The organism is Sphingopyxis sp. H050 (assembly GCF_001468265.1).
GTDB lineage: Bacteria > Pseudomonadota > Alphaproteobacteria > Sphingomonadales > Sphingomonadaceae > Sphingopyxis.
Genome location: NZ_LNRZ01000001.1, coordinates 585,103 through 611,411 on the forward strand (window position 1 = coordinate 585,103; position 26,309 = coordinate 611,411).

At 64.9% G+C, this 26,309-nt stretch carries 24 protein-coding genes; 20 read left to right on the forward strand and 4 right to left on the reverse strand.

Going from position 1 to position 26,309, the window contains the following annotated elements:
* Positions 1 to 10 precede the first annotated feature (10 nt).
* Positions 11 to 1,042 (forward strand): DUF7146 domain-containing protein, encoded by a 1,032-nt coding sequence (locus tag ATE67_RS02575; RefSeq protein ID WP_058815096.1) that lies wholly within the window; start codon positions 11 to 13, stop codon positions 1,040 to 1,042.
* Positions 1,043 to 1,350: 308 nt separating this feature from the next.
* On the forward strand, positions 1,351 to 2,283 hold the full coding sequence (locus tag ATE67_RS02580; RefSeq protein ID WP_058815242.1) for a DUF2493 domain-containing protein: 933 nt from the start codon (positions 1,351 to 1,353) through the stop codon (positions 2,281 to 2,283).
* Between the two features lie 247 nt (positions 2,284 to 2,530).
* Here ATE67_RS02580 and ATE67_RS02585 read toward each other — a convergent pair whose 3' ends face one another.
* On the reverse strand, positions 2,531 to 2,890 hold the full coding sequence (locus ATE67_RS02585) for a 2Fe-2S iron-sulfur cluster-binding protein (RefSeq protein WP_331458738.1): 360 nt from the start codon (positions 2,888 to 2,890) through the stop codon (positions 2,531 to 2,533).
* Entirely contained in the window at positions 2,887 to 4,149 is a 1,263-nt protein-coding gene (locus tag ATE67_RS02590) for a cytochrome P450 (protein ID WP_058815097.1), read from the reverse strand. The genes ATE67_RS02585 and ATE67_RS02590 overlap by 4 nt, the downstream gene beginning before the upstream one ends.
* Positions 4,150 to 4,318: 169 nt before the next feature.
* Here ATE67_RS02590 and ATE67_RS02595 point away from each other — a divergent pair, with 169 nt between their 5' ends.
* The 18 genes from ATE67_RS02595 to ATE67_RS02670 all read left to right on the forward strand — a co-directional run bounded on the left by ATE67_RS02595 (position 4,319) and on the right by ATE67_RS02670 (position 21,434).
* Positions 4,319 to 5,104 carry a FadR/GntR family transcriptional regulator gene (locus ATE67_RS02595; RefSeq protein WP_058815098.1) on the forward strand — a complete coding sequence of 262 codons (786 nt, stop codon included), beginning with the start codon at positions 4,319 to 4,321 and terminating at the stop codon, positions 5,102 to 5,104.
* A 13-nt stretch (positions 5,105 to 5,117) separates the two neighbouring features.
* Positions 5,118 to 6,257, forward strand: a complete 1,140-nt coding sequence (locus ATE67_RS02600; protein WP_058815099.1) for an NAD(P)H-dependent flavin oxidoreductase — start codon at positions 5,118 to 5,120, stop codon at positions 6,255 to 6,257.
* A gap of 16 nt (positions 6,258 to 6,273) precedes the next feature.
* Positions 6,274 to 7,449, forward strand: a complete 1,176-nt coding sequence (locus ATE67_RS02605; RefSeq protein WP_058815100.1) for a thiolase C-terminal domain-containing protein — start codon at positions 6,274 to 6,276, stop codon at positions 7,447 to 7,449.
* Positions 7,446 to 7,922, forward strand: coding sequence for a Zn-ribbon domain-containing OB-fold protein (locus tag ATE67_RS02610; RefSeq protein WP_058815101.1), 477 nt, complete (start codon positions 7,446 to 7,448; stop codon positions 7,920 to 7,922). The genes ATE67_RS02605 and ATE67_RS02610 overlap by 4 nt, the downstream gene beginning before the upstream one ends.
* Positions 7,919 to 9,142 carry an acyl-CoA dehydrogenase family protein gene (locus tag ATE67_RS02615; protein WP_058815102.1) on the forward strand — a complete coding sequence of 408 codons (1,224 nt, stop codon included), beginning with the start codon at positions 7,919 to 7,921 and terminating at the stop codon, positions 9,140 to 9,142. The genes ATE67_RS02610 and ATE67_RS02615 overlap by 4 nt, the downstream gene beginning before the upstream one ends.
* A complete protein-coding gene (locus ATE67_RS02620) occupies positions 9,142 to 10,236 on the forward strand; it encodes an acyl-CoA dehydrogenase family protein (RefSeq protein WP_058815103.1) in 1,095 nt (364 codons plus the stop codon). The genes ATE67_RS02615 and ATE67_RS02620 overlap by 1 nt, the downstream gene beginning before the upstream one ends.
* Positions 10,237 to 10,255: 19 nt before the next feature.
* Positions 10,256 to 11,869 carry an acyl-CoA synthetase gene (locus tag ATE67_RS02625; RefSeq protein WP_058815104.1) on the forward strand — a complete coding sequence of 538 codons (1,614 nt, stop codon included), beginning with the start codon at positions 10,256 to 10,258 and terminating at the stop codon, positions 11,867 to 11,869.
* Positions 11,866 to 13,473, forward strand: a complete 1,608-nt coding sequence (locus tag ATE67_RS02630; protein ID WP_058815105.1) for a flavin-containing monooxygenase — start codon at positions 11,866 to 11,868, stop codon at positions 13,471 to 13,473. The genes ATE67_RS02625 and ATE67_RS02630 overlap by 4 nt, the downstream gene beginning before the upstream one ends.
* Positions 13,474 to 13,489: 16 nt before the next feature.
* Positions 13,490 to 14,512, forward strand: coding sequence for an alpha/beta hydrolase (locus ATE67_RS02635; protein WP_082660157.1), 1,023 nt, complete (start codon positions 13,490 to 13,492; stop codon positions 14,510 to 14,512).
* 51 nt (positions 14,513 to 14,563) lie between these two features.
* On the forward strand, positions 14,564 to 15,349 hold the full coding sequence (locus tag ATE67_RS02640) for an NUDIX hydrolase (protein WP_058815106.1): 786 nt from the start codon (positions 14,564 to 14,566) through the stop codon (positions 15,347 to 15,349).
* A 275-nt stretch (positions 15,350 to 15,624) separates the two neighbouring features.
* The gene (locus ATE67_RS02645; protein WP_058815107.1) at positions 15,625 to 16,368 is read left to right on the forward strand and encodes a helix-turn-helix transcriptional regulator; all 744 of its coding nucleotides are present in this window, start codon (positions 15,625 to 15,627) and stop codon (positions 16,366 to 16,368) included.
* Between the two features lie 89 nt (positions 16,369 to 16,457).
* Complete coding sequence (locus tag ATE67_RS02650; RefSeq protein ID WP_058815108.1) at positions 16,458 to 17,072, forward strand: acyl-homoserine-lactone synthase; 615 nt, start codon at positions 16,458 to 16,460, stop codon at positions 17,070 to 17,072.
* 10 nt (positions 17,073 to 17,082) lie between these two features.
* Positions 17,083 to 18,000 carry a phytanoyl-CoA dioxygenase family protein gene (locus ATE67_RS02655; RefSeq protein ID WP_058815109.1) on the forward strand — a complete coding sequence of 306 codons (918 nt, stop codon included), beginning with the start codon at positions 17,083 to 17,085 and terminating at the stop codon, positions 17,998 to 18,000.
* A gap of 14 nt (positions 18,001 to 18,014) precedes the next feature.
* Positions 18,015 to 18,620, forward strand: a complete 606-nt coding sequence (locus ATE67_RS02660) for a GntR family transcriptional regulator (protein WP_197411867.1) — start codon at positions 18,015 to 18,017, stop codon at positions 18,618 to 18,620.
* 97 nt (positions 18,621 to 18,717) lie between these two features.
* A complete protein-coding gene (locus ATE67_RS21975) occupies positions 18,718 to 18,840 on the forward strand; it encodes a hypothetical protein (RefSeq protein ID WP_269433423.1) in 123 nt (40 codons plus the stop codon).
* A 73-nt stretch (positions 18,841 to 18,913) separates the two neighbouring features.
* Positions 18,914 to 19,036, forward strand: a complete 123-nt coding sequence (locus ATE67_RS21275) for a benenodin family lasso peptide (protein WP_156416865.1) — start codon at positions 18,914 to 18,916, stop codon at positions 19,034 to 19,036.
* A 53-nt stretch (positions 19,037 to 19,089) separates the two neighbouring features.
* Positions 19,090 to 19,746: a lasso peptide biosynthesis B2 protein gene (locus ATE67_RS02665; protein WP_058815111.1), complete on the forward strand. Its 657-nt coding sequence runs from the start codon at positions 19,090 to 19,092 to the stop codon at positions 19,744 to 19,746.
* Positions 19,743 to 21,434: an asparagine synthase-related protein gene (locus ATE67_RS02670; protein ID WP_082660159.1), complete on the forward strand. Its 1,692-nt coding sequence runs from the start codon at positions 19,743 to 19,745 to the stop codon at positions 21,432 to 21,434. Before ATE67_RS02665 ends, ATE67_RS02670 begins: the two co-directional genes overlap by 4 nt.
* Here the strand turns inward: ATE67_RS02670 and ATE67_RS02675 are convergent.
* Both ATE67_RS02675 and ATE67_RS02680 read right to left on the reverse strand, forming a co-directional pair.
* Complete coding sequence (locus ATE67_RS02675) at positions 21,347 to 23,332, reverse strand: Atxe2 family lasso peptide isopeptidase (RefSeq protein ID WP_058815113.1); 1,986 nt, start codon at positions 23,330 to 23,332, stop codon at positions 21,347 to 21,349. The two genes, ATE67_RS02670 and ATE67_RS02675, sit on opposite strands and share 88 nt — an antisense overlap.
* Positions 23,326 to 26,271 carry a TonB-dependent receptor gene (locus tag ATE67_RS02680; protein ID WP_058815114.1) on the reverse strand — a complete coding sequence of 982 codons (2,946 nt, stop codon included), beginning with the start codon at positions 26,269 to 26,271 and terminating at the stop codon, positions 23,326 to 23,328. The genes ATE67_RS02675 and ATE67_RS02680 overlap by 7 nt, the downstream gene beginning before the upstream one ends.
* Positions 26,272 to 26,309: the final 38 nt, after the last annotated feature.

Here is a 26,309-nt window from a genome sequence, read left to right on the forward strand (position 1 = left end):
GGAGCCCCGCATGTCCAGTCCAGCTTCCGACATATCGCGACGCCTCGGGGAGAATGCCGAGGCTGTGTGCCGCCGCTATCTCTCCAACGGCCGCCGAGAAGGCCATTACTGGATGGTTGGCGACATTCGAAACGCGCCCGGGCGAAGTCTCTATGTGCGGCTCGGCGCGAGCGGAGACGGTGGGTCTCCGGGAAAATGGACCGATGCCGCGACCGGCGATCATGGCGATCTCCTCGACATCATCGCCGCGAGCTGCGGCCATGCGGGGTTTCGCGAGACGTTGGATGAGGCGCGTCGATTCCTGAGCCTGCCTCCGCCTCCCGAGATGCCCCGAAATCCTCGACCGCCAAAGGCGCCGACCGGATCGCCGGAGTCGGCTCGGCGTTTGCTGGCAGCGACAAAGCCTCTCCTCGGCACGCTTGGAGCCGAATATCTGCGCGGACGGTCGATCACCGAGCTTTGTCCCGATGCTCCTCTCCGCTTTCACCCCCACTGCTATTACCGCGCTTCCACCGACGATGATCCGGTCGGGCGGCCGGCGTGGCCGGCGATGATCGCAGCGGTGACCGATCTCGCGGGTTCGGTCACGGGCGTCCACCGAACCTGGCTCGACCCGGAGACCAAAGACAAGGCACCGGTTGCCTATCCGCGCCGCGCAATGGGCCACCTTCTCGGAAATGGCGTCCGCTTCGGAATTTCGGGAGCCGTCATGGCAGCGGGTGAAGGGATCGAGACGCTGCTCTCGATCCGCCAGGTCATGCCGACCCTGCCCATGATCGCGGGACTGTCAGGCGCGCATCTTGCCGCCATCGCGTTCCCCGATGCGCTGCGGCGGCTCTATATCGCGCTTGACGACGATCCCGCCGGCATGGTCGCACTGTCCACGCTTCGCGAACGCGCAGGAGTGGCCGGCATCGAGCTCATTCCCCTTGAGCCGCACAATGACGACTTCAACGCTGACCTCAGGAAGCTGGGTCGAAGCGCACTGGCTGCCTCGCTCAGCCGGCAATTGGCAACCGCGGATCGCCTGCAGCTTCTTTGATTGGTGGCGGATTGCCGGGAGGGTTAGCGAGCGGCGTGGGAGCCTTGCGGCTTCTCCGCTCCGGTGCGCGCCCGGCCTTCGCGAGAGGGCGACTGCGGCAGGCGGGGCGGGGCAACAATGGCGTGCGTGCGGCTATTTTCCGCCGGGGCCTCGCGGCCCCTTTGCATCGCGAAACAAAATAGCCGCGCGCCCGCCATCCTCCGCTGCGCTCCGGTCGCGGCGCGCCGCGATGCAACCCCGCTCCGCATGCCGCCTTCCGTCGCCACGAAGGCCGCACGAGGCGCGGCTTGGACAGACGGAGACCCATGATGCAAAGCGACGCCACCCCGCACGACCGTCCCGCCGAACCCGGCACCACGGCCTATTTGCTACAGGAGATGCAGCTCTTCGGCCACCGTCCGTTCGAAGACGAACCTGACCCGAGACCGCTTCCCGACGCGCATCTTGCCGGCGGCGCGATCGCGGACATGTTCGATGCGCTGGCCGGATGTCTCGTCGAAACCCGGATCGAGCCCGATCTCGGCGACCTCCTCTGGAACCTGGTCAACATCTTCCACCGGGCCGGCGAACGTGTCGAGCGCGCGCTCGACGACAATGAGCAGCTCCAGCGCCGCCTCCAGCGCGAGCAGGACGGCAGCGAGATCCGGTCGGTCGAACTCGAGCAGGCAACCCGAGAGGGCATCTCGCTCCTCGAACGGCGCGATACCATGGAGTTCTTCCGCGAGGCAGCCGCCGAGCAGTTCCGCATCCTGCTGCGCAAGGCCTGGGCGCCGCGAACCGGGTCGCGCGCGCATCGCCGCGCGATGACGGCATCGCTGATCGACAGCCGCGATTTCCTCGACGCAAGACTTCGCGAGAAAGCAGCGGCTCTGATACCCGAAGGAACGCGGATCGCTTTCACCGGCGGAAGCGATACCGGCGATCACAACGCCATCTGGACTGCGCTGGACAAGGTCCGGGCGCGGCATGTCGACATGATCCTGCTTCACGGGGCGGCGCCTACGGGGGCCGAACGTGCGGCTGCCTGCTGGGCCGATAGTCGAGGCGTGGCGCAGGTCACCTTTCGGCCCGACTGGAACCGCCATGGAAAAGCGGCCCCATTCAAGCGCAACGACCGGATGCTCGAGGCGCTGCCCGTCGGCCTCATCGTCTTCCCGGGAAGCGGCATACAGGACAATCTCGCCGACAAGGCGGCGCGAATGGGCATCCCGCTCTGGGATTTCCGGCGCGCAACGCGCTGAGCCGCAGATTGCCCGTCGCGGCGTATCGCCCGTCGTTCATCGCCGGCATCCGATGCCGCATCGATCCGCCTGCACGCTATAACGCGGCACCGCTCGGGCCGGGGAGGCGCCGTGCTTCCGCCGGTAGAAGGGCCCGTCGCGGACATCCGAGGCTTCCAGCCTGCCGGCGCCCTCCTACTGATCGGCCCCGCGCGGATATCGGTGTGCAGCCTCTCGGCGCGGCCGCGCCGCAGCTAAAGGCCCTCGGTCAATATTGCTGCTCCGGGACGCGAAGCACAAGCCCGTCGAGCCGATCATCGAGCTTGATCTGGCAGGCAAGCCGACTTTCCGTCGTGGTTCCCTCAGCAAATTGGAGCAAGTCGGCCTCCATACTGTCATCCGCCAGGCGGCCGACCCGGTCGATCCACGCAGGATCGACATGGACGTGGCAAGTTGCACAGGCGCATTGGCCTCCGCAATCGCCGTCGATGCCCGGAACCTCGTTGAACAGAGCCGCCTCGCGCGCCGTCATGCCAGGTTCGATTTCAACCGGAAACCGCCGACCGTCATGGGCGACGAAGGTGACCTTCACCATAAGATTGTGACCTTCCCTTGGTGCATCGATCAATGCGCGTGAAGTTTGACCGGCAGGCGGGTGATGCCGCGAACGAGATTGGAGAGCAGGCGTTCGGGCTCACCCACCATCTCGACAAGGCGGAAGCGCTTGTGGATCTCTTCCCAGATGATCCGCAGCTGCAGTTCGGCCAGACGGTTGCCCATGCAGCGATGGATCCCGTAGCCGAATGACAGATGCTGGCGCGGGTTCTTTCGGTCGATGATGAATTCTTCGGGCCTCTCGATCACCGTTTCGTCCCGGTTGCCCGAGAGATACCACATGACAACCTTGTCGCCCTTGGCGATGCGCTTTCCGCCGATCTCGCTATCCGCCAGCGCGGTCCGGCGCATATGGGTCAACGGGGTCTGCCAGCGGATGATCTCGGGGACCATGCTGCCGATCAGCGAGGGGTGCTGGCGCAGCTTCTCATATTGATCGGGGTTCTGGTTGAGCGCGATCACACCCCCGCTGATCGAGTTGCGCGTGGTGTCGTTCCCGCCGACGATCAGCAAGAGCAGGTTGCCCAGAAATTCGAGGAAGGGCATTTCACGCGTGGCCGGCGAATTCGCCATCATCGTGATCAGGTCGCTACCCTCGGAGCGGTCGACGCGTTGATCCCAAAGGCCCTTGAAATACATGGCGCACTCGATCAGCTCCTCGCGGCGCTGCTCGTTGCTCTCGACGATGCCGGATCCCGGAATCGCGGTGGTTACGTCCGACCAGCGCGTCAGCTTGGCTCGCTCGTCCCAAGGAAAATCGAACAGCGTCGCAAGCGTCATCGTCGTCAGTTCGACCGAAACGCTCTTCACCCAGTCGATTTCTTCGCCCACCGGCAGGGAATCGAGAATGGCCCCGGCCCGTTCGCGGATCACCGGTTCGAGCAACAGCAGGTTGGATGGTGCCACTGCCGGCGTAACCGCCTTGCGCTGCGCGTCATGCTTGGGCTGGTCCATCGCGATGAACATTTCGAGCTCGAGATTGGTCGCGTCGTTGTGCATGTCCTGGATGGCGATGCCGCCCAACTTGGCTTCGGACGAAAACAGCTTGTGATTGGTATCGACCGCCATGATGTCGTTGTACCTGGTGATCGACCAATAGGGTCCAAAGGCGCTCTCCGAACAATAATGCACCGGATCCTCGCGCCGCAACCGCTCGAAGAAGGCTCCGACCTTGTCGCTCTGGAACAGGCTCGGACGAGAGACGTCGATTTCCGCAAGCGGGATTTCGGCAATTGGGCGGTCCGGTTCTTCGCGATCCGGACCGGACTGCATCGATCGCGTAGCCATAACCGCGCCACTCCCTTTCGTGTGTCGGGTGCGGCATAGGAGAATCATGCCGATTCGTCAATAATAGTATAAGCTTTTACGCGTCACTCCCCCAAGTCAACCGGTATATGACCCCTCTGTTGACAATTTCTCGTCGAAATCTTATCAGAATTATATGCAATCAAGCCGCAATCCCGCCCGCACCGTGGCACTCGGCAGTGGCCAGGCTCAGGCCAAGGCCAAGCGTGCGCTGGTGCTGGCTCGCGAAATAGTCGAAGATATCGAGAGCAGGGCGCAAGGACCCGGAGACCGGCTGCCCCCCGAAGACGTCATGCTGGCGCGCTACGATGTGGCGCGGGCAACGCTTCGCGAGGCGCTGCGCTTTCTTGAGTTGCAGGGTGTCATCCACCTCGCCCAGGGCCGGGGTGGCGGGCCGGTCATCACGCGACCCCAGACCGCCGATTTCGCCAGTTCGATGGCGTTGATCCTCCAATTCATGGACACCGATCTTCGGGCGCTGCTCGAGCTGCGCGAGGCGGTCGCCCCGACGGTTGCGGCGCGGGCGGCCGAAATGGCAACCGTCGCGGATCTCGCCGCGCTCGAGGATTGCCTGGGACGGCTCGAGCGCGAGCGAGACGGAGCGGAATTCGAGGAAACCAATCGCCGGTTTCACGATCTGCTGGGCTGGGCCAGCGGCAACCCCACATTCGGCCTGCTTGTCTCCGCACTGCACTTGTTGACCCGCAACATGTCGATAAGCCTGGGCTATTCGGCCCAGGAACGCGACACCCAGCTGCGGTGCCTTGGCCGCGTGCTGCACGCTGTCCGGATGCGCGATGCGGCGGGCGCGCGCCGCCAGATGGAGCGGCTGATCGCTGGTTCGACAACCTACCTGGCCGAGCGCAGTCCCGATCTGCTCGCGCAAAAGGTGCGCTGGGGGAACGCAAGCAGGCTAGCTTGAAGGGAGAGAGGCAATGGCCTTGAACAGCCGCATTTGTGAGTTGCTGAAGATCGATTTCCCGATCGTGCTTGCGGGAATGGGCGGGGCAAGCGTTCCGGCGCTGGCGGCTGCGGTTTCCAATGCCGGCGGGCTGGGCGTGCTTGGCGCCGCGGCCTGCGCGCCCGAGCGGCTGCGGGCATGGATTCGCCAGACCCGCGAACTGACAGACAAACCGTTCGGGGTCGATACGCTGCTCCCTGCCTCGGTACGCCGCGGCAAGCCCGCCCCAGATGGCGCGGCGCCCGTCGATCCGATGGAGCTTGCTGCCGAATATCGCCAGTTCGCCGAGGAATTCATGGCCCGCGAGGGGTTGGCCAAGGTCGATAGCGAGGCGGCGCGACGCGCGATCGGCGGACGGGATGCAGAAGGCGGCCCGCCGCTCTTCTCGAAGGAGTTCTTCGAGGCGCAGATGGAAGTCGTGATCGAGGAAAAGGTACCGGTCTACGCCGCCGGGCTCGGTAACCCCGGCCCGTGGATGGACCGGCTCCACGCAAACGGGACCATCGTCATGGCGGTTGTCGGCAAGGTCCAGCACGCGCGCCAGGTGGTCGAGAGCGGGATCGACGTGATCGTCGCCCAGGGCCATGACGGCGGGGGGCATAATTCGCCGATCGGGACGATCTCGCTGATCCCGCAGGTGGTCGATGCCGTCGGCGACAGGGTGCCGGTGCTCGGCGCGGGCGGCATATCCGATGGCCGGGGGGTCGCCGCTGCCTTCATGCTGGGTGCCGAAGGGGCCTGGGTTGGCACGGCATTCCTTGCCACGGAAGAGGCGGGGATAGAGGACTTCCAGAAGGAGGCGATCGTCGAAGGCGGCGATTCCGATACCGTGGTCAGTCGCTCGATCACCGGCAAGCCGGCACGAATGATCCGGAACAAATGGGCTGATGCGTGGGTCGCGGCAGGCAAGGAACCTTTGCCGATGCCATATCAGTCGATGATCGCCGGCCCGGTCATGGCCGCCGGTATCGAGGCAAGGCGCAAAGATATTCTCCCCGGGTTCGCCGGCCAGGGCATCGGCCTGATCCACGCGGTGCGCCCCGCGGCTTCGGTCATGGCCGATCTGGTTTCCGAGGCCGAGAAGGCCCTCGCGCTGGCCAGCCGTTTTCGCTGACCCGGTGGCGAAGCGCGTGAACGGTTTTTCCGACAAGGCCGCGATTACCGGAATTGGCGAGACCGATTTCGTCAAGGGCAGCGAACGCAGCGCGGTCGACATGATGCTGGAGGCCTCGCGTCGCGCGATCGCCGACGCGGGGCTCAAACCGGGAGACATCGACGGCATGGTCCCGCCGCCGATCTATACGACCTCCGAGGAAATGGCCGCCAATTTGGGGATCGACGTGCTGCGTTACGCAGCCACCGTCCACATGGGCGGAGCCAGTCCCACGACCGCACTGCAAAATGCGGCCATGGCTATCGCGTCCGGTCTGTGCGACCATGTTCTTGTCACGCTTGGCTGGAACGGTTTTTCCGCGCTGCGACCAAAAGCCGGCGCACCGCCGACCCGGTCGATGAACATGACCACGCTCACCAACACGATCCAGGGCTATTACATCCCCTATGGTGTGTTTCTGCCGGTGCAGATGTACGCCTGGCTGGCGACCCGCCACTCGCGGCTGTTCGGAGTAGGGCCGGAGGCAATGGGCGCCGTGGCGCTGGCCTGCCGAAAACATGCCCAGCTCAATCCCAGGGCGTTTACCTACGGGCGGCCATTGGACTGGGATACCTACGCGACCTCCCGCTGGATCTCCGAACCCTTTCGGCTTTACGATTGCTGCCTCGAAACCGACGGAGCCTGCGCGGTGGTGGTCTCGCGGATCGACCGCGCGCGCGACATGCCGCACGTGCCCGTGACGATCGCCGGAGCGGCCGAAGGGCACCCCTATCCCGCCGACGACATTCCCTCCCGCCCGGATCCGTTCAAGATCGGACTCTCCTACGCCGCCCCGAAAGCGTTCGCGATGGCCGGCATGACCCGCGAGGACATGGATTTCCTGCAAATCTACGACTGTTTCACTTATGTAGTGCTGCTGCAGCTCGAAGCGCTGGGGTACTGCGAGCCGGGCGGGCAGCTCGATTTCGTCCGTGATGGGCAGATCGAGCTGGGCGGGCGCTATCCACTCAATACTCATGGCGGACTGCTCAGCGAGGCCCATGTCTGGGGCCTCAACCATGTGGTCGAGGCGGTCCGCCAGCTGCGCCATGACTGCGGAGATCGGCAGGTCGAGAACGCCCAGACCGGCCTCGTCACCGGCTGGGGCGATCTGGGCGACGGCAGCATCGCCATCTTGCGGAGGTTCTCATGAGCGGGGATAGCGAACTTCCTCCCAAGCTGCGCCCCGATGCGCAGGCCGTTCCGGCCAAGCCGCGCCCGCGTCCGCAGGACCCCGTCGAACAGGAATTCTGGAGATTGTGCCAGGACGGCCGGCTGCATTTCCAGCGTTGCGCCTCCTGCGGCACCTGGCGGCACCTTCCCCGCTATATGTGTGCACGCTGCGGCTCCACCGATTTCGCCTGGCTGCCCAGCAGCGGCAAAGGCACCTTATTCTCTTGGACCGTTACGCATCAGGCCCTGCACCCGGCTTTCGCCGACGAAATCCCGCTCGTTGCCGCGGTCGTCGAGCTCGAGGAAGGGGTGCGGATGGCCTCGAGACTGATCGAATGCTCTCCCGACGCACTCGAACTCGACATGCCGGTCGAACTGACCTTCGAGACGCTGGGCGACGATTTCCGGTTGCCGGTGTTCCAGCCGGCCGCGCCTGGAGACATTGCGCCATGAACCTCGAATATGGGCCCGAATATGAGCGCTTCCGTGACGAAGTGCGCGATTTTCTGGCCGGCAACAGGCACCGCGCACCGCACGCGTCGCAGCGCGCCGCCCGGCCCGATGCCGCTGCGGTCGCCTGGCAGAAGCTGCTGATCGAGCATGGCTACACCGCCCGGACCATCCCCAGAGAATATGGCGGCTACGGGGCCGAACCCGATATATTGAAGGCCCGGATCATCGCGGAGGAGTTCGCCCGCGCGGGCGTCCCGGCCGGGCTTTCCAACCAGGGCATTTCGATGCTTGTTCCCACGCTGCTCGAGCTGGGCACCGAAGAGCAGAAGCGCCGCTGGATCGAGCCGACCTTGCGGGGCGAAATCGTCTGGTGCCAAGGCTATTCGGAACCCGGCGCAGGGTCGGATCTTGCCAGCCTGCGCACCAGCGCCCGCGAGGAAGATGGTCACTTCGTGATCAACGGGCAGAAGATCTGGACCAGCACCGCGCGGCAGGCCGACATGATCTTCTGTCTGGTGCGGACCGAGGCCGAGGCGCCCAAGCACGCGGGTATTTCCTATCTGATCTTCCCGATGGATCTGCCGGGCATCGAGGTTCGTCCGCTCAAGACGATGACCGGACACGCCGAATTCAACGAGACGTTCTTCACCGATGTCCGGGTACCGGTCGATCAGATCGTGGGCCAGCGCGGCCAGGGCTGGTTTGTCGCCAATGCCACGCTTGGCCATGAACGCGGGATGCTGGGCGATCCCGATGCCCTTGAAAACAGGTTGCTGGCCCTGATCCGGCTGATGCGGGACGAACGGGTCGGATCGGCCCGGGCGATAGAGGATCCCGTGCTGCGCGACCGCCTCGTCGCCCTGCAGGCGGAGGTCGCGGCGATGAAATACAACGGGATGCGCGTGCTTTCGAACCAGCTCAAGGGCGACGCGGGGGGCATGGCGAAGCTGATCGTCAAGCTGCAGAGTTGCGAGCTGGCGCATCAGATCTCGGCCCTGGCGATCGACGCGATGGGCGAAATGGGCATCCTCTACAGCGACAGTCCGCGCGTGCGCGAGGGCGGGACATGGCAGTGGAACTACATGTTCCAGCTGGGTCTCATCATCGGCGGCGGAACGGCCCAGATTCAGAAGAACATCATCGCCGAACGTGGCCTCGACATGCCGCGCGAGCCGCGACTTGCGCTGGCTTCTGCCGAGGGCCGGAAGGACGTCGCCTGATGGATTTCGGTCTTTCCTCCGAACAGGAGATGCTCGGCGAAGCGGTCCGGCGCTGCCTTGCGGAAACCTGCCCCCTCGATCATGTGCGCTTCTGTGTGGATGCGGGCAGCGCGGTCAGCGATCGTGTCATGGCTGCTCTCCATGAAATCGGGCTGACCGGCCTGATGGTTCCCGAAGCGCATGGCGGACTGGGAATGACGATGCTCGATGCGGCGGTGGTCGCCGAACAGCTCGGCCGGGCCGTGGCGCCCGTACCGTTTCTGGGGCGCAGCGTGCTCGCCCCGCTCGCGCTGATGCTGGCAGGCTCGCCCGCGCAGCAGGCCGACTGGCTACCCCGGATTGCCTCCGGCGCCGCGCGCTTCGGCGTCGCGATCGCAGGCATCGTCGAAGAGCGCGATGGCGCTTCGGTCCGGATCGAAGACGGCGGGCTGACCGGCACCGCGCTGTTCGCGCTCGACTTCGAGGGGGCGGACCATTTCATTGTCGCTGATGCGTCGGGGCGCCTTCACCTGCTTGCTGCCGCGACGACCGGGGTCGAACCGATCGCCTTGCAGACGATCGATGCGACGCGAAGCGTAGGAGAATTGCGGTTGACCGGCGCGGCGGCCGAGCCCCTTGCCGACGATGGCGGACTTGCGACGCGGCGGCTGCGCGACGCCGGCCGGATATTGCTAGCGGCAGATAGCCTTGGCGCGGGCGAAGCGATGATCGAGCAGGCGGTTGCCTATGCCGCAGAGCGTGAGCAGTTCGGGCGGGTCATCGGCAGTTTTCAGGCGGTCAAGCACATGTGCGCCGAGATGGCGGCGCGGCACGAACCATGCCGTGCGTTGGTGTGGTACGCCGCGCATGCCTTCGACGTCCTTCCCGACGAGGCGGCACTCACGGCCTGTTTCGCGAAATCGCATACAGGCGAGGTCCACCGCTTCGTGGCGAGGACGGCTACGGAGGTGCATGGCGGCATGGGCTTTACCGACCTGCTTGGTCTGCACTTCTGGTTCAAGCGGATCGGCTTCGACCGCCAGCTTCTGGGCGGACCGGAGCGGGTCAGGGCTGAAGCGGCGCAGCTTCAAGGATTGAACGCGGCGACACGATAAGGCGGGAGAGAGGAAGAGAATGACTGCTTGGAACTTTGGCGACATTCTCGATGCGATCGAACCCGTGCTCCCGCACGACGCCCCCGCGCTGATCCATGGGGACCGGCTGATCACCTGGCCGGAAATGTCCGCCCGGTCCAACAATCTTGCGCGCGCGCTGCGCAATGAGGGGATCGAAGCCGGGGCCAAGGTCGCCTTCTACATGCGGAACCGCCCGGAATATGGCGAAACGATGGCGGCCTGCTTCAAGGCCCGGCTGACCCACGTCAATATCAACTATCGTTACAAGCCCGACGAGGTGCTTTACATCTTCGACGATTCCGATGCCGAGGTGATCGTCTACAGCAGCGAATTCCGCGATTGCATCGTCGAACTGAAGGACCGCCTCGGCAAGGTCCGGATCTTTGTCGAAATCGGCGATCCGGCGGCAATCGCCTCTTTTGCCGAACCCTATGAAGCACTGGCGACGCAAGGAGACGGATCGCGGCTGGAAATGGTCCGTTCTCCCGACGACATGATGTTCATCTACACAGGCGGCACCACGGGCATGCCCAAAGGTGTGATGTGGCGGCACGACGACCTTCGGAGGGCGCAACTCGATACCGCCGGTTTGCTCGGCCCGGCGCCCCTGGACCTGGATGATACGGTCGATATGATCCGCGCCGACGGCCCTGGCCGGATATTTCTCCCGGCCTGCCCGATGATGCATGGAACCGGCCTTCTCTCTGCCCTCGGCGCGATGATGGGAGGTGGCTGCATCGTCACGCTCGACAGTCTGTCGTTCGATGCAGCCGAGCTATGGCGCGGTGTCGAGAAGCACGCCGTGCAGTCCATCGCGATCGTCGGCGATGCCTTCGCCAAGCCAATGCTGGCCGCTCTGGACGACGCGCCGGAGCAATTCGATACCTCGAGCCTGGTCTCGATCATCTCATCGGGCGTCATGTGGAGCCGCGAGGTCAAGGAAGGGTTGATCAGGCACATCCGGCAAGTGGCGTTGATGGACGCCTTCGGTGCATCCGAAGGGCTGGGTTACGGACTGTCGGTGACCACCGCTCAGGGGTCCGTCCAGACCGCGAGGTTCGTGATCGGCGAGCATTGCGACATTTTCGACGAAAATGACGCCAGGGTCGAAGCAGGGAGCGGAATTCCCGGCTTCATTGCCCGCAAGGGCGCCATACCGGCAGGCTATTACAAGGACCCGGAAAAGTCTGCGAAGACGTTTCGGACCATTGACGGTGTGCGCTACTCGATCCCCGGCGACTGGTGCCGGGTGGAGGCCGATGGCAGCCTCACTCTGCTTGGACGGGGAAGCGTCTGCATCAACACGGCCGGCGAAAAAGTCTATCCCGAGGAAGTCGAGGAGGTGCTCAAGACCCATAAGTCCGTGTCCGATGCGCTCGTCGTTGGCGTACCGGACGAGAAATGGGGCCAGGCGGTGACCGCGGTAGTTCGCCTCGAGGAGAGCGCCGCGTTCGACGAGACCGAGATCAAGGCGCACGTCCGCAAGCATCTGGCGGGCTACAAGACCCCGAAGGCGGTTTATCGTGCCACCATCCCGCTGCGCGCATCTAACGGAAAGGCCGACTATGCCGCGGTAAGAGACTTCGCGATATCGCAAGGCGCGACGACGTGAACAACGGACCGGTTGGCGACTGTGAGGCGTTGATCGTCGGCGCCGGCTTCAGCGGGGTCTACCTGCTCCACCGGTTGCGCGAGGCGGGCTTCGATGCGAGGCTGATCGATGCAGCCGCCGAGCCGGGCGGCGTCTGGTACTGGAATTGCTATCCCGGCGCGCGCGTCGATTCGCAGGTGCCGATCTACGAATATTCGATCCCCGAGCTGTGGCGCGACTGGACCTGGCGCGAACGCTATCCCGGATGGCGTGAGCTGCGCGCCTATTTCCGCCATGTCTGCGACCGCCTGTCACTCTGGTCGCACATCACCATGGGGACCCGGGTGGCAAGCGCCCACTGGGACGAGAGCGAGCGCCTCTGGCGCGTGACAACCGACGCCGGCGATATGTTGCGGGCGCGCTACCTGCTGCCGTGCCTTGGCTTTGCGGCAAAGGCCCATGTCCCCGAGATCGCGGGATTGGAAAGCTTCGCGGGGGAATGGCACCACACGGCGCACTGGCCGCAGCGGGGGCTGTCCATGGCCGGCCGGAAGGTGGCGATCATCGGCACCGGAGCCAGCGGAGTCCAGGTGGCGCAGGAAGCGGCCGCCGAAGCGGCGCACGTCACCCTGCTGCAGCGCACGCCAATCCTCGCGCTGCCGATGCGACAGGAAACTCTGACGATCGCGCAACAGGAGCGGGAGAAGCTTGGCTATCCGGCGATCTTTGCAGCTCGCCTTCAGACCTCTGGCGGTTTCGATACGGGCAGCGTCGACACTTCGGCGCTCGATGTCGATGCGGAGGCAAGGCGATACTTGTTCGAAAAGCAATGGCAGGCTGGGGGTTTGCGTTTCTGGTACGCCAATTTCGCCGATCTGCTGACCAGCGAACAAGCCAACCGCCACGCCTATGATTTCTGGCGCGACAAGGTGAGGGCGCGAATTGCCGATCCGGCCTTGCACGAAACCCTGGCACCAAGCGAACCGCCGCACCCGTTCGGAACCAAGCGTCCCTCGCTCGAGCGAAACTATTACGAGATATTCGCTCAGGAAAATGTCGCGCTGGTGGACCTCGCGCGGACACCGGTGCAGCGGATCATAGCCGAGGGGATCGAAACCGCCGACGGGTTGATCGAATGCGACCTGATCGTTTTCGCTACCGGCTTCGATGCCGGACGCGGCGGCCTGATGCAGATCGATATTCGGGGCCGGAATGATCTCAGACTTGCCGACACCTGGCGCGAACAGGTGACTGCCTATCTCGGCTATGCCGTGCACGGCTTCCCCAACCTGGCCTATCTCTACGGGCCGCTGAGCCCGTCGGGTTTCGCCAACGGCCCGACGGCAGCGGAAATCCAGGGGGACTGGGTCCGGGATTTTCTGGTGACGCTGCGCGACCGCGGCTTCACGCGGTTTGAAGCGGAAGAGGATGCCGAGCGTGAATGGACCGAGGGGGTCGCCGCGATCGGGTCCATGACGCTCTTTCCCCGGGCAATGTCCTGGTACATGGGCGACAATATTCCGGGTAAACCTCGACAATTGCTCAACTATCCCAGCGTGATCGGTTTCGCCAAGATTTCCGAAGACGTGGCAGCGGACGGGTATCGCGGCTTCGCGCTGGCATGAACGAAAGCAACGACCGATGACCGAGACTGTCCCCGATATCGTGCAAGAATGGGTATCTGACCCGTCGGTCCTGCCGGACTGGTTTGTCGCGGCGCTGGCGGTTCCGCGCGAGGAAGGCTTCGTGACAGTCGATGGCGTGCGCATTCACTATTTCCGATGGGGTAATCCCGCGGCGCCGCCGGTCCTGATGACCCACGGCTTCCTGTCGCACGCCCGCTGCTTTGCCTTCATCGCGCCGTTCCTGTCCCGCGATTACCACATAGTCGCCTACGATCTTTCCGGCATGGGCGACAGCGACGTGCGCCCCGACTGCGACATGGCGGCGCGCGGGCGCGAGATGATCGGGGTCGCCAATGCCCTTGGCCTGTTCGGCCACGCTCGCAAACCCATCCTGGTAGCGCACAGCTTCGGGTCGGCCGTAGCCCTGCAGGCTCTCGAACTCGCGCCGGCCGCATTTGCGGGAGTGATAATCTGTGACATGATGATTCTACGCCCGTCGGAACTGGAAAAATATTGGAGCAACGGCCGCAGCAGTCCCGGCTCGGGCGATCCCGACAAGCCTCATCGGCGCTATCCCGATTACGCGAGTGCGCGGTCCAGGTTCGTGCTGGCCCCGCCACAGCCGGTGGGCGAACCTTTTCTGATGGATTACATGGCCTATCATGCGCTCCGCCGCCAAGGGGCCGAGTGGGTGTGGAAATTCTCCCCGGCAGTCTTCCGGCGCGACAATTCTCGCCGCCTGTGGCTCGAAATCGGTCCCCGGCTGATCGCCGCACCTGGTCGAAAGGCGATTGTCCACGGCGAGCAGAGCCAGCTCTTCACGCCCGATTCCCACCTCTACGTGCGCGAACTGGGAGGGGAAGATATCCCGATCATCGCGATTCCGGACGCACAACATCACTTGATGCTCGACCAACCTCTCGCCTTTGCCGCTGCCTTGCGGGCGCTGATCGAAGAGTGGTCCAAGGGTGACGGTTCGATGCGCGCGGCAGCAGCAGATGTTCGGCGGGACCCGATGGGCACGGCGGGAAGCAACTGAATTGCGCGCGCACCAGAGAGTTTCGATGCAGCTCGACCCAAGGAGACACAAATGACCAATGCACCCCAGGTTCCCGAACCGAAGCCCGCCGCGACGTTGCTCCTGGTCCGCGACCAGCCCGAGTTTCAGGTCCTGATGGTCAAGCGCCATCACCAGATCGATTTTGCATCCGGTGCCTTGGTCTTTCCAGGCGGCAAGACGCATGATGGCGACAAGGACGAGCGTTGGTCCGAGCATGCGATCGGGTGGAACAATCTGGATGCGGTCCAGCGAACCCTGCGCATCGGGGCGATCCGCGAGGCATTCGAGGAAACGGGGATTCTGCTGGCGCAGACCGCCCAAGGCGCGCCGTTTGAGGGCGCTTGCGACGCATCGGCGCGCAGCGCGGTCGAGACGGGCGAAATCGCTTTCATCGATGTGGTTCGCGAATTGGGCGTGCGCCTCGATCTCGACGCACTCGCCACCTTCGCCCGGTGGATTACCCCGATTATCATGCCCAAGCGGTTCGATACCTGGTTCTACACCATAAGCGCGCCGCCGAGACAGGTGGCGGCCTGTGACGGACGCGAGACCGTCGATGTGGAGTGGATATCGCCGCGGGAGGCGATCCGATTGGCGGCGGCGGGCGAGCGGACCATCATCTTTCCGACCTTGATGAACCTGAAGCTGCTAGCAGAGGCAGAAAGTGCGGAGGATTGCATTTCGCGCGCAAGGCAACGCAGGCTCGTCACCGTGCTGCCCGAGGTCGCCGAAGAGAATGGAGAACCCGTTCTGGTGCTGCCGCCCGACGCTGGATACGGTCCTGTTTCGATGCCCCTGAAGAATCTGGGCGCCTGACTTCGGGGGACCTGCCATTAGCGGGCGAAGGTTGAAATCGGTCGAACGCCGGCCGATCTCTCGAAATAATGGCCTCAATCTGGTTATATCTTCCGAATATATTTGAATAATATGGACTTGTCCCGCATTTTCAGATTCTCCCAAGATCGCCTTGACCAGCGGCGATCGACCGTTGCGGGCCGGCCAGCCTTGTGAGAGGGCAGGGTCGCCTGCACTGACGAGGAGCACGCGGACCGGGCAGGTCGGAAACGCCGGTCGGCGCGCTATAGGTCATAATGCCGACGATGGACGCCGCGCATGCATTTGCGCTCGACGTCAGTCATGTGAAGGACAAGGCGGCGCTCGCCGACCTCCTGTCCGAAGCCTGCCGCGCCTTGGGCTGCTCCTGGTTCGCGCTGAGCCATCACGTCGATTTTCTCGCTGCGCCCGATCGCGGCATTCGCATCCATAACTATCCCGAGGAATGGGCGCATTGGTTCGACGAGCGGAAACTCGGCGTGACCGATCCGGTCCATCGTGCGAGCCAGCGGAGTTCGGCGGGGTTTCTGTGGCACGATATGAAGCCGTTGGCAGGCGAACGGCGCGAGGACGAGATGATCCTCGGCGAGGCGCTACGGCACGGCATTGGCGACGGGCTCACGGTCCCCGCTCATATTCCCGGCGATGCGCATGGATCGGTATCGTTCGCCTGGAAGCCGGGGATCGCGGCGAACGCCGATGCGCTGCAGTTCGCTCGCATGATCGGAGGCGCGGCCTTCGATGCTGCGCGGCAAATCGGCAATCCGGCCCTCGCGCGCATCGCGCCGCGGCTCACCGATCGGCAGCGCGAATGCCTGATATGGGCCGCCAAGGGGGAACCGGTCTGGAAGATCGGGCTTATTCTCGGTCTCAGTCCCGATACGGTCCGCGAGCATCTGCGCAATGCGCGCCAGCGTTATGAGGCGAATGGCGGGATCACGCTGACCGTGCGGGCGCTGTACGATGGCGACATCAGCTTCGAGGACATCGCGAAGCGCTGAGAAAAATCGTGGACACCCCCCTATCATGCTATGGTGCGGGTCCGAAAAGCCGTTCAATTGGAACGCCTCTTTCAAAAGGAGGCTTATCCATGCTGCTAATCGTCGATCAACAAAACCGGACCCGCGAGCACCTGGTGCTGAGATCCATGTTCGAGGCGCGCAAGCGCGTCTTCATCGATCTCCTGAAATGGGACCTTCCCGCGCTCGCCGGCCGCTACGAGCTCGACCAGTTCGACAATGAGGACGCGATCTACCTGATCGTCGCGACCGAGGAGGGCGATCATCTCGCCTCGGCCCGCCTGCTGCTGACGACCCGGCCCGCGCTGCTCGACACGCTGTTTCCGGGTCTCGTCGAGGGTGAGGTGCCGCAAGGTCCCGATGTGCTCGAGATCACGCGCTTCTGCCTGTCGCCGGGCATCGGGGCGCGCGAGCGCAGGAACGCACGCGACGCGCTCCTGGTAGGCCTCGCCGAGTTCGCCCTCGCCAATGGCGTACGCACCTACACCGGCGTCGCCGAGCTCCCTTGGTTCCGCCAGATCCAGACTTTCGGCTGGGACTGCCGCGCCCTTGGCGAACCCGTGCTCCATCGGGGACAAGCGCTCGCGGCGCTGCGGATCGAGATCGACGCCTCGACGATTGCCAAGCTCGCTGCGGCCGGCATCGCCAGCGACGCCGCGGCGACCGACGCCGCCTGCGCCGCGTGAGGAGAGGACGATGCTGATCAATCATGCTGCGCTCGACGCACGTTCGCATCGATCCCCGGCAGCCCGCGACCTCATGGGAAGGGGCTATACGGTTCTCCGCGACGCCGTTCCGGCTTCGCTAATCGGCGCGATCGCCGAGGATCTCGGGCCACGCTACGAGGCGACGCCTTTTTGTGAAGGCGGCTTCTACGGGACAAGGACCAAGCGGTTCGGCCGCCTTCTGATCCGCTCGCCACATATGGGCGATCTGGTCATGAACTCTGCCGTCCTCGAGCTCGCCGAGATCGTACTCGGGAACTGGTGCGACCGGATCCAGCTCAATCTCGCCCAGGCGATCGAGCTTCATCCGGGCGCTCTCGCGCAATTCCCGCACCGTGACCAGAATATGTGGCAGGGCGCTCTCGGCGAGGTCGAATATCTCGTCAATGTCATGTGGCCGCTTACCCCCTTCACCGAGGAGAATGGCGCGACGATCATCTGGCCGGGCAGCCATGGCGTCGAAGCGTTGGTGGAGGAATCGAAGGAAACCCCGATCGTTGCGGAGGCCCAGCCCGGCGACGCGATCGTCTTCCTCGGCTCGACACTGCACGGCGCCGGCGGAAATCGGAGCGGCAGCGTCCGCCGCGGAATCATCGTCAGCTACTGCCTCGGCTGGCTCAAGCCCTACGAGAACCAGTGGCTGGCCTATCCGCCGGAGATTGCACGGACATTCGCGCCAGACCTCGCGGCGCTTGCCGGCTATGCGCAGCATCGTCCCAATCTCGGCAATTTCGAGGGGCAATGTCCGTCGGTGCTGTTCAATGGCTACCCCGCCGACCCAATCGCCGCGGTCGATGCGCTCCGGCCCGATCAGCAGGCCCTTCTCGCCGACTATGTCGCCGGGCAGCGGCCGGAAGGAGAAGGCGAGCGCGGGGCGTTGGCGGCATGAGCCCTGGTGCCACGATGGAGCGGGTCTATCTGGATTTGAAGGCACGCATATTGTCTGGCGCCTATCCGCCAGGCACTCGCCTCGAGGCCGCGCAGCTTTCGAGAACGCTTGCCTCGAGCGCCACTCCGGTCCGCGATGCCCTCTACCGCCTCTCGGGGGAGCGGATCATCGAGAGCTGGCACCAGGAGGGGTTCCGGCAGCCCCTCCTTGGCGAGGCCGATCTCGTCGACCTCTATGGCTGGGCCGGGGCGCTCCTGTCGATGGCGCTCAAGGGGCGATCGCCGCGGCCGGATTTGCCCGGCGGCCTGATCGAACTTGCGGCTCACGACTCCTATCCGGAGGCGATCGAAAGTCTCTTCCGGACCATCGCGACCGGCAGCTCGAATGGCGAACTTCGCGCCGCGATCGTCAATATGGTGGAGAGGAGCATGACAATTCGCTCGCTGGAGGTCCGCGTTGATGCCGACGCTGGCGAAGCGCTCAAGGCGATGGCGGAAGACTACCGCTTCGGGCGCTGGAGCGCTTTGCGCAGCAAAATCACGCGCTTCCATCGCCGACGGGCAGGGTTCGCGGGGCGGGTTGCCGCCGAGATCCGCAAGCGCTCCGAGCCGCTCCGATAATATTCGGAGAATATGAGTCGTATAAAATTCCTATACGGCGCCGCCTCCCTAGCTTCGAAGGAGCCGCAATTCCGCGGCAATCTGAAAGGAAGCGATCATGGATCGTGAACTTAACGAACTGGTCGATCTCGGCAGCGTCAGCGCCGACACGGCCGGCGAGGTCCCCTTCGGCATCGAAGCCGGCGGCAAGATCCTCGAGACCGGTCTCCGCCAGGACTGACCGGGCCGCCCGGGGGTCGGTCCTGCCGGCCCCCGGCACAGGGCATGACCATGATCTCGCGAAAGGACCCGACATGGAACGCGAACCCAATGATCTCGTCGAACTCGGCACCGTCAGCAATGACACCGCCGGCGAAGGCGGGCCGGCCTTCGAACCCGGCGGCCGGATGCCGCATCCCGGCCTCACCCAGGACTGAGCGGCTTTCCCGGGGCCGCCCTCAAGGCGGCTTCGGGGGGCTGCCTGAATGGCATGATCGGATGGCGTCTGGCTCCCGGCACGGGATATTGCGAGATCGGAAGCGAACTCGTCTTCCTCGATCTTTCCCGCGACAAATATCTTGCGCTCCGGGGTGGCGATCGAGCGGCTTTCCTGCGGCTGCGGGCGGGAGAGCCCAATGACAGCGATGCGATGGGACGGCTCGTAGCCACGGGTTTCCTCGCCCGGGCCGGCCGGGAAACCGAACTCGCGCCCGCGTCGATCGACATTCCGGGACGCGATATTTCCACCTTGCGGGAAGAGCGCTTCAGCGCAGCCATGGCCCTGTCGACGGCACGGGCGCTTCGAACGGCGCGTCGCGGCATGCGCCCTGACCAAATCGCTACCACGATCGAACGCCGCCGCCAGCGCAAGAAAAAGGTTGGAGTACCGGGTGCGAACAAGGACGCGACGCGGGTCGCTGCCAGCTATGCCGCGAGCCGCTGGATCAATCCTGAACCGCCGCGCTGCCTGATCGACGCGCTGGCGCTCGACCATATCCTCCTTTCGCGCGGTCTCGCCGCGGCGATGGTGTTCGGCGTTCGGCTCGAACCCTTTGCAGCGCATTGCTGGTTGCAGACCCCGGAGACCGTGCTGACCGGCACGGCAGCGGAGGCGCGCAACTTCACTCCGATCCTGGTGGTTGGATGAGACGGGGAGTCCTCGCTTTTCTCGGCCCCGCCGGGCGCGGCGCGCCGGTGGCGGCTGCGGCCGACGCTCACGGGCTCAGGGCGGTCGCGCTCGAGCCCGATCTGCTGATTTTTGCGGGAGATAGGATAGCTGCTGCCAGCCTCCCCGATGGCACTCATGTGCTGGGGGATATGTTTTCGCGTTCCGGGGCCACCTGCTCGACGCCGGGCGACGGATGGGGCGACTTTCTTGCATTTTCACGCGACGGCTCGGGACAGCATGTCGCACGCGCACCATTGACCGGCATGCCGCTTTACTGGACCCGGCACGAGAGCGGCAATGTCTGCGGGAGCGATCTCGAGCTCCTGGCCCGCTTCTTATCGAACAGGGATGTCGATTGGGAATTCATTGCCCAAAGCCTGGTGCATATCAATTTGCGCACCGATCGCACGGGCATAGCGAGCCTCAACGAGCTGCTTGCGGGGACGCGGCTTGATTTCGATGGCCGGGATATTGCGGTAAGGTCGCTCTGGTCGCCATGGGACCATGTCGCGAAATCGGATACCCGCGGCGTGTCCGATCTCGCTCCCGAGCTTGAGCGACGGATCATCAAGAGTGTCGGTCAGTGGAGCGCCTCCAGGGAAAGCATCCTGCTGGAGCTGTCGGGAGGGCTCGACAGCTCGATCGTTGCTGCCGCATTGTCCGCCTCCGGAGCTGACTTTTCAGCGATCACCTTCGTGACCCCCGGGGCCGACGGTGACGAGCGCCACTACGCCCTGCAGGTCGCCGAGCATCTCGGGATCGAGCTTGCCGAGTTGTTGCACGACGAGACAGGGATCGATCTCGTGGCGCTGCCGCGCCGACCGTTGCCGCGGCCCGGCGCCTATAGCGCGCTAGGCGGGATCGACCGTGCCTTTGCGGACAATGTCCCTGATCGGGGGATATCCGTCTTCGGCGGGATCGGCGGCGACAATATCTTCGAGTTCGACGGCACGGTGGCGCCGATCCTCGATGCTTTCGGGACATTCGGAGTCGGGTCCCGGTCCTTCGGCGTGCTGCGCGATATCGCTCGCGCGGGCGGGGCGACGATCTGGGAGGCGGCCCGGCTCGCCTGGCGGGCGAAGCGGGCAGGACCACGGCTGGCCTGGCGCCGCGACGCCGATTATCTCAATCCTGCGGCATTGCCCGATCGCGCCTTTCCGCACCCTTGGGACGATGGCGCGGATGCCGTGTCGCAGGCGAAGCGCAACCATGTCCACTCGCTCCGCCGCATCGTCGACTTCCTGGACCGCCCTGGCCGTTGGCACGGACGCGACGTGGTTACGCCCTTGCTCTCGCAGCCCGTCGTCGAATTCTGCCTCACTATTCCGAGCTGGACCTGGTTTACGGGTGGGCGCGACCGAGCCGTGGCGCGCGCTGCCTTTTCGTCGCACCTGCCTGCGGATATTGTCTGGCGACGCGGCAAGGGCCGGCTCGAATCTCTTTGCGGGGCGGCCTATCTCGCGCAGCGCGAGGCGCTGCGCGAGTTGCTGCTTGGCGGGCGGCTCGCCGAGCAGGGCCTGCTCGATCGGCCCCGTATCGAGGCCTATCTCGGGCGCGATCTCGTCGAGGGCGACTTCGATTATTTCCGCTTGATCGAGATCGGCGATGTCGAGCGTTGGGTGCGCGCGGCCGAGGCGGGCTTTGCGCCGAGCTTCGACCAGCGCTGATATTGCGCGGCCTTGGCGGGATCGGGATCGATCTCGCCTTTCAGCCAATAGCGGAACCAGTCGAGATTTCGCTGATAGGCGGCGAGCTTCTGTCGCGGCTCGACCTTCAGATGCGGCGCGAAGGGGAATATGTGCATCTCGCCAAGACCAGCGAGCCCAAGCTTGCTCTGCAGTTCGATCGAGAGGCGGGCTTCGGACTCGGGGAGCTGCATCAGCAGCGGCGCCCCGATCTTGTCGATGTTGAGCGCCGGCGATATCCGCTTCCAACCTGCCGGATCCTCGTCGGGTCTGCCTGCGTTCCAGCCCTTGCGCACATTGTCGGCGAAGGTCTCGCGTCCCGGACGCGCGTTGAACCAATAGTAGGCCGGCTCCATCTGTACCGAGGCAATCGATGCAGCTTTGAGAAGCTTGCTGTGCATCATTGTCCACATTGTGACCTCGCTACCGAAGCTGAGGCCGCCCATGCCAACCCGATCGGGGTCGACAATGCCGCGTCCGGCAAGCTCGGCGACGACCGCTTGGATCGCCTCCATCCCGAGCTGGTAGCGCTTCGGGCCTTCGAGCTTGCTCGGGACCGCGTTGATGCAGAGCGCGGCGATGCCATGCGCGGCGAGCGCGCGAAGCGGCCATTCGTCGCCGACCCCGCCGCGGACATATCCATAGCAGCTATAATAGGTGACGAAGAGCGGCAGCCGCCCGGGGATCTTCGGGCGGATAAGAATGCCCGACGCACGGCTGCCGCTCACCTGCCATGCGATGGTTTCGGCAAGGAGCCCGTCGCTGTCAGGATTGGGATTGGGGGAGGCAATGACTGACTTTGCGCCGTCCGCGCCGATCCGGACGAGACGCGGGGGCGTGCTCGCGGCAGCCTCGACGCAGAAAGTCGCGTCGCCCGCTGCGGTGCAGGGCCGGAAATAGTAGCGGCCGCCCGAGAGCTGGCCGTTCGATTCGACAAGTGGCGCCAGCTTTTGCTCCGCGGGTAGCCATCGTTGAAGCCTCTGCCTGTAGTCAGCGTCATGCAAGGCCACGACCGCACCGCCATCGGCTCTCGGGATCCACCAGGAAAGCCGGGGAAGGTCGGCAGCGCAGCCGGTCTTCGTGGCGCAGACGCGCTCGGCTTCGAGGGCGGTGCGCAGCTCCGCGGGCAAGTCTTTCAGCATGAGCAGGGCAGGGTGAGGGGGCGGCACGAGAGCCGCCCTTTCTTCCTCCGACGCGCCGCGAGGCGGGGCGAGCAGCGTGGCGCGTACAGCGACCTGCCTCGGCTCGGCCGCGAGCAGCGGTGCGCGATCGAACCAGTCGCCCGAGAAACGCTGGCTGGAAGGCCGCCCGTTGATCGACGCGCCGCGATAGAGCGGCTGCGCGAGATCTGTGCTGCCGTCGACGAGAATGCCCGCCTCGCGCTCGGCATCTTCGGCTCGCGCGATCGTGTCGCGCGACGGGCCTTCGCTTGTGATGAGTGACCCATCGGGTGCGAAAGCGAAAGCCTCGATGTCGCCATCTGCCGCCACGATCCGGGTGAATCCCGCGCCGTCGAGTCCGGTGGACCACAGCGCGACCTGCCCATCGACAAGTGCGCGAACAACGAGGGCTCGGCTGTCGGGCGACCATTTCGCATCGCCGGGCAGCACCGAGCCGGCATCGTCCCACATTGCCGTACCGAGACGGCCGAGGGCGCGCGGTGGCGCTTGACCATTGGCCGGCACCAGATACCAGTCCACGTCGATGCGGTTGGTCGCCGTCGAGGGCCGCTCGACGCGGTAGGCGACCCATTTGCCGTCGGGCGACGCCGTGATCCCGGAGATGTCGGCCGTCTCGGCGATCTCGCGCGCCGTCACCTGGGCGGCGGCGGGCGAGGTCGAGACGAGGAGGGCGAGGCAGAGCGCTGCGCGGCTTACCACCGGATCGTCGCCTGCACCGAAATCATCCGCCCGATGGGGCTGGCCTTCTCGGGATCATAGCCTTGGCCCGACGTCTGGCTCCGCACCGCGGCATAGGGTGGGTCCTTGTCGAAGAGATTCTGGATGCTGAGCCCGAGTTGCAGCCCGCGGCCTCCTTCATCGCTCTCGTCACCGCCGATGCGCTGCGACAGCGTCAAGTCCACGGTCGTCCATGATGCGATGCGCTCGGCGGGCACGGGGATCTGGTTGAGATAGCTATCGGTGTAATTGACGAAGGCGTTGGCCGAGAAGCCGCCCTTCGACCAGCCAGCGCGCCCGCGAAGGCGCCATTTGACCGGACTCGCATAGAGTCCGACAAAATCGGTGCTAGCCGCGCCCGGCGTCAACTGCCGCATGATCGAGAAGATATGCGTACCACCGACACCGAGATCGAGCGTTCCGCCCGCGAGCGACGTGGCATAGCCGAGGTCGAAATCGATACCGCGCTGGCGCTCGGCCGACAGGTTGCGCGTCTGCCCGTCGAGGATGATCTTGATGTCGGTCGGCGCGAGCCCGAGCGGATTGCTGAGTGTCGGCTGGGCGAAGTAGAATTGGACGAGCGACAGGGTTGGGTTGTCGACGATCACACCGCCGAAGACATCGCGGTTCGAGAGGAACCGGAGATAGTCCTCGGTGACCGTCCCGATGCGGTCACGATAGTCGACATCATAATAGGTCAGCGAGGCGCGGAGACCCGGGATCGACGGCGGGGCAATATCGAACCCCGCGGTCCATGTCGTCGCCTTCTCGGGCTGGATGTTCGGCGCATAGCCGAACAGCGCAAGCACGGGCGAGGTGCCCGTCGGCGAGGCGGGATCGGGAACGCGCTCGACCGAATAGAGCGACAGCGCCGGCCCGATCAGCTCGTCGAAAAGCGGGGCGCGAAAGGAGGTTCCGAAGGAGCCCCGTAGCGCAATGCCGGGCACGGGCTCCCAACGTGCGCTGAACTTCGGATTTTCGGTGCGCCCGAACTGGTTATACTCCTCGATCCGGCCCGCCGCCGAGAGTTCGAGGCGGTGGATGCCGGGAATCGAATTCTCCTCCCCGACGATCGGCAGGTTCAGTTCGGCATAGACTGATTTAACGTGCCGCGGTCCGGGGAAGCCGGGGTAGGGCGCATTGTTCGGCGTGGCCGTGCTGATGTCATTCTTGACGAAATAGTCATAGGCTTCGCGTCGATACTCCGCGCCGACGGCGAGCCGCATATCGCCGCCCGGAAGCCGGAACAGCGGGCCGTCCGCCCGAAGTGCCGCCGACCAGGTCGAGAAGTCGTCGATCGTCCCGTAACTTCCCCGGATGCGGTCGAGCGTCGCCGGGTTGTTCGCTGTGCCGTCGCCGAACACGTTGAGCGCAGTCGCCCGATTGGTATCGGCCAGCGCCGCCGCGAGACGGGCGCTGTTGACGAGATTGTAGTAATTGGCCTTGCCCTTCTGCCGGCCGAAGGCGCCGCTGAGTTCGACGCGCCAGGGGCCGAGCCGCTGCTCGAGGCCGCCTGACAGGGTCACCGCGCGGACACGGCCGGTACGCGTATCGGGGCCAAGGTCGTTGACGAAGCTGTAGGTCACCTGGACCGGCTGCCTCGTCCCGATCGGGTCGACATAGAAGGGATTGGTCACCGGTACCCGCGACACGCGGAGAAAGTCGCCCTTGGCGATCCGCCTGAACCGGCGTTCGGCAGCGAGAATATTGGCACGCAGCGTCAGGCCTTCGGTCAGCGCGATCTCGCCTCCCGCATAAAGGCTATGGACGCGCTGGCGCGGCAGGACATCGCTTTCGGCGCGAGCGTCACGACGGTTCTGCACTCCCGGCAGAAGCTGTGCGGCCGTCAGTGCGGTGCCATTCTGTCCGGTAGGGATGCCGAAGATCTGGCCGTTCGCGGCGCGGATCGTGCCCGGCACCGCCGTCGTCGATCGATAGTCCGGGCCACCGAACGGCCGCAGGTCCTCGCGCGCGAAGGCGCGCTCCGAGCCGGCGAGCGCGCCACGCTCCGAATATTGATAGGCGAGCACGACATGGCCACCGCTCCACCGTTTGCCGAGGAGTTGGCTGAACTGGACTTCCGTCATATCGCCGTCAGCGGTGCCGGCCCGGAGCGTCGTCTCGGCGCCTTCAAAGCGATTGCGCAGGCGAATATTGACGACGCCGGCGACGGCATCGGCGCCGTAGATCGCCGAGGCGCCATCGGTGAGAACCTCGACCCGCTCGATCGCACTCACCGGGATCAGCGAGATATCTGCAAAGAGCCCGCCGACCCCGCCCAGTGCGGGGCGGGCGCCATCGATCAGGACGAGCGTCGACGAGGTACCGAGGCCGCGGAGATTGATGCTGGAACCAAGCGTCGCATCATTGCCTGTGCCATTCCGCGTGGTTGTCCCGGTAGTCGACTCATTCGACCCGCCCCCGAACGCCTGCGGCAGCGACTGAAGGAGCTGTTGGACTGTGCCATAGCCGCTCTTCTCGATAGCCTCGCGATTGATCGATACGACCGGTGAACCGGTGGGACCTGCGCCGCGAATGCGTGAACCGGTGACGACGATCGCATCGCTTCCTGCCTCAGTCGATCCAGCTTCCTCGGCAGTGTCGTTTCCCTCGCGGACGATCAGCGCGCCGTCGACCAGTTCGGCGACGAGGCCGGTGCCGGAAAGGAGCCGCGAGAGGGCGGCGTCGGGCGTGAGGCGGCCCTGGACACGCGCACTGCGCTTGCCCTGGACGATGGTTGAAGAGGCGATCACTTCGCGGCCCGAGATTTGCGAGTAGCGCTGCAGCGCCGCGCCGAGATCCTGCGCGGCGATATTGTAGCTCTGCTGGGCCGGCTGTGTCTGCGCCTTGGCAGCGGGAACCTGAATCGCGACTGCCGCGGTGCTCACCGAGAGCATCGCCGCCAAAAACTTGTACTTCATCATACCTCCCCAAGCGGCCACCGATGGCCGTCTGGGGG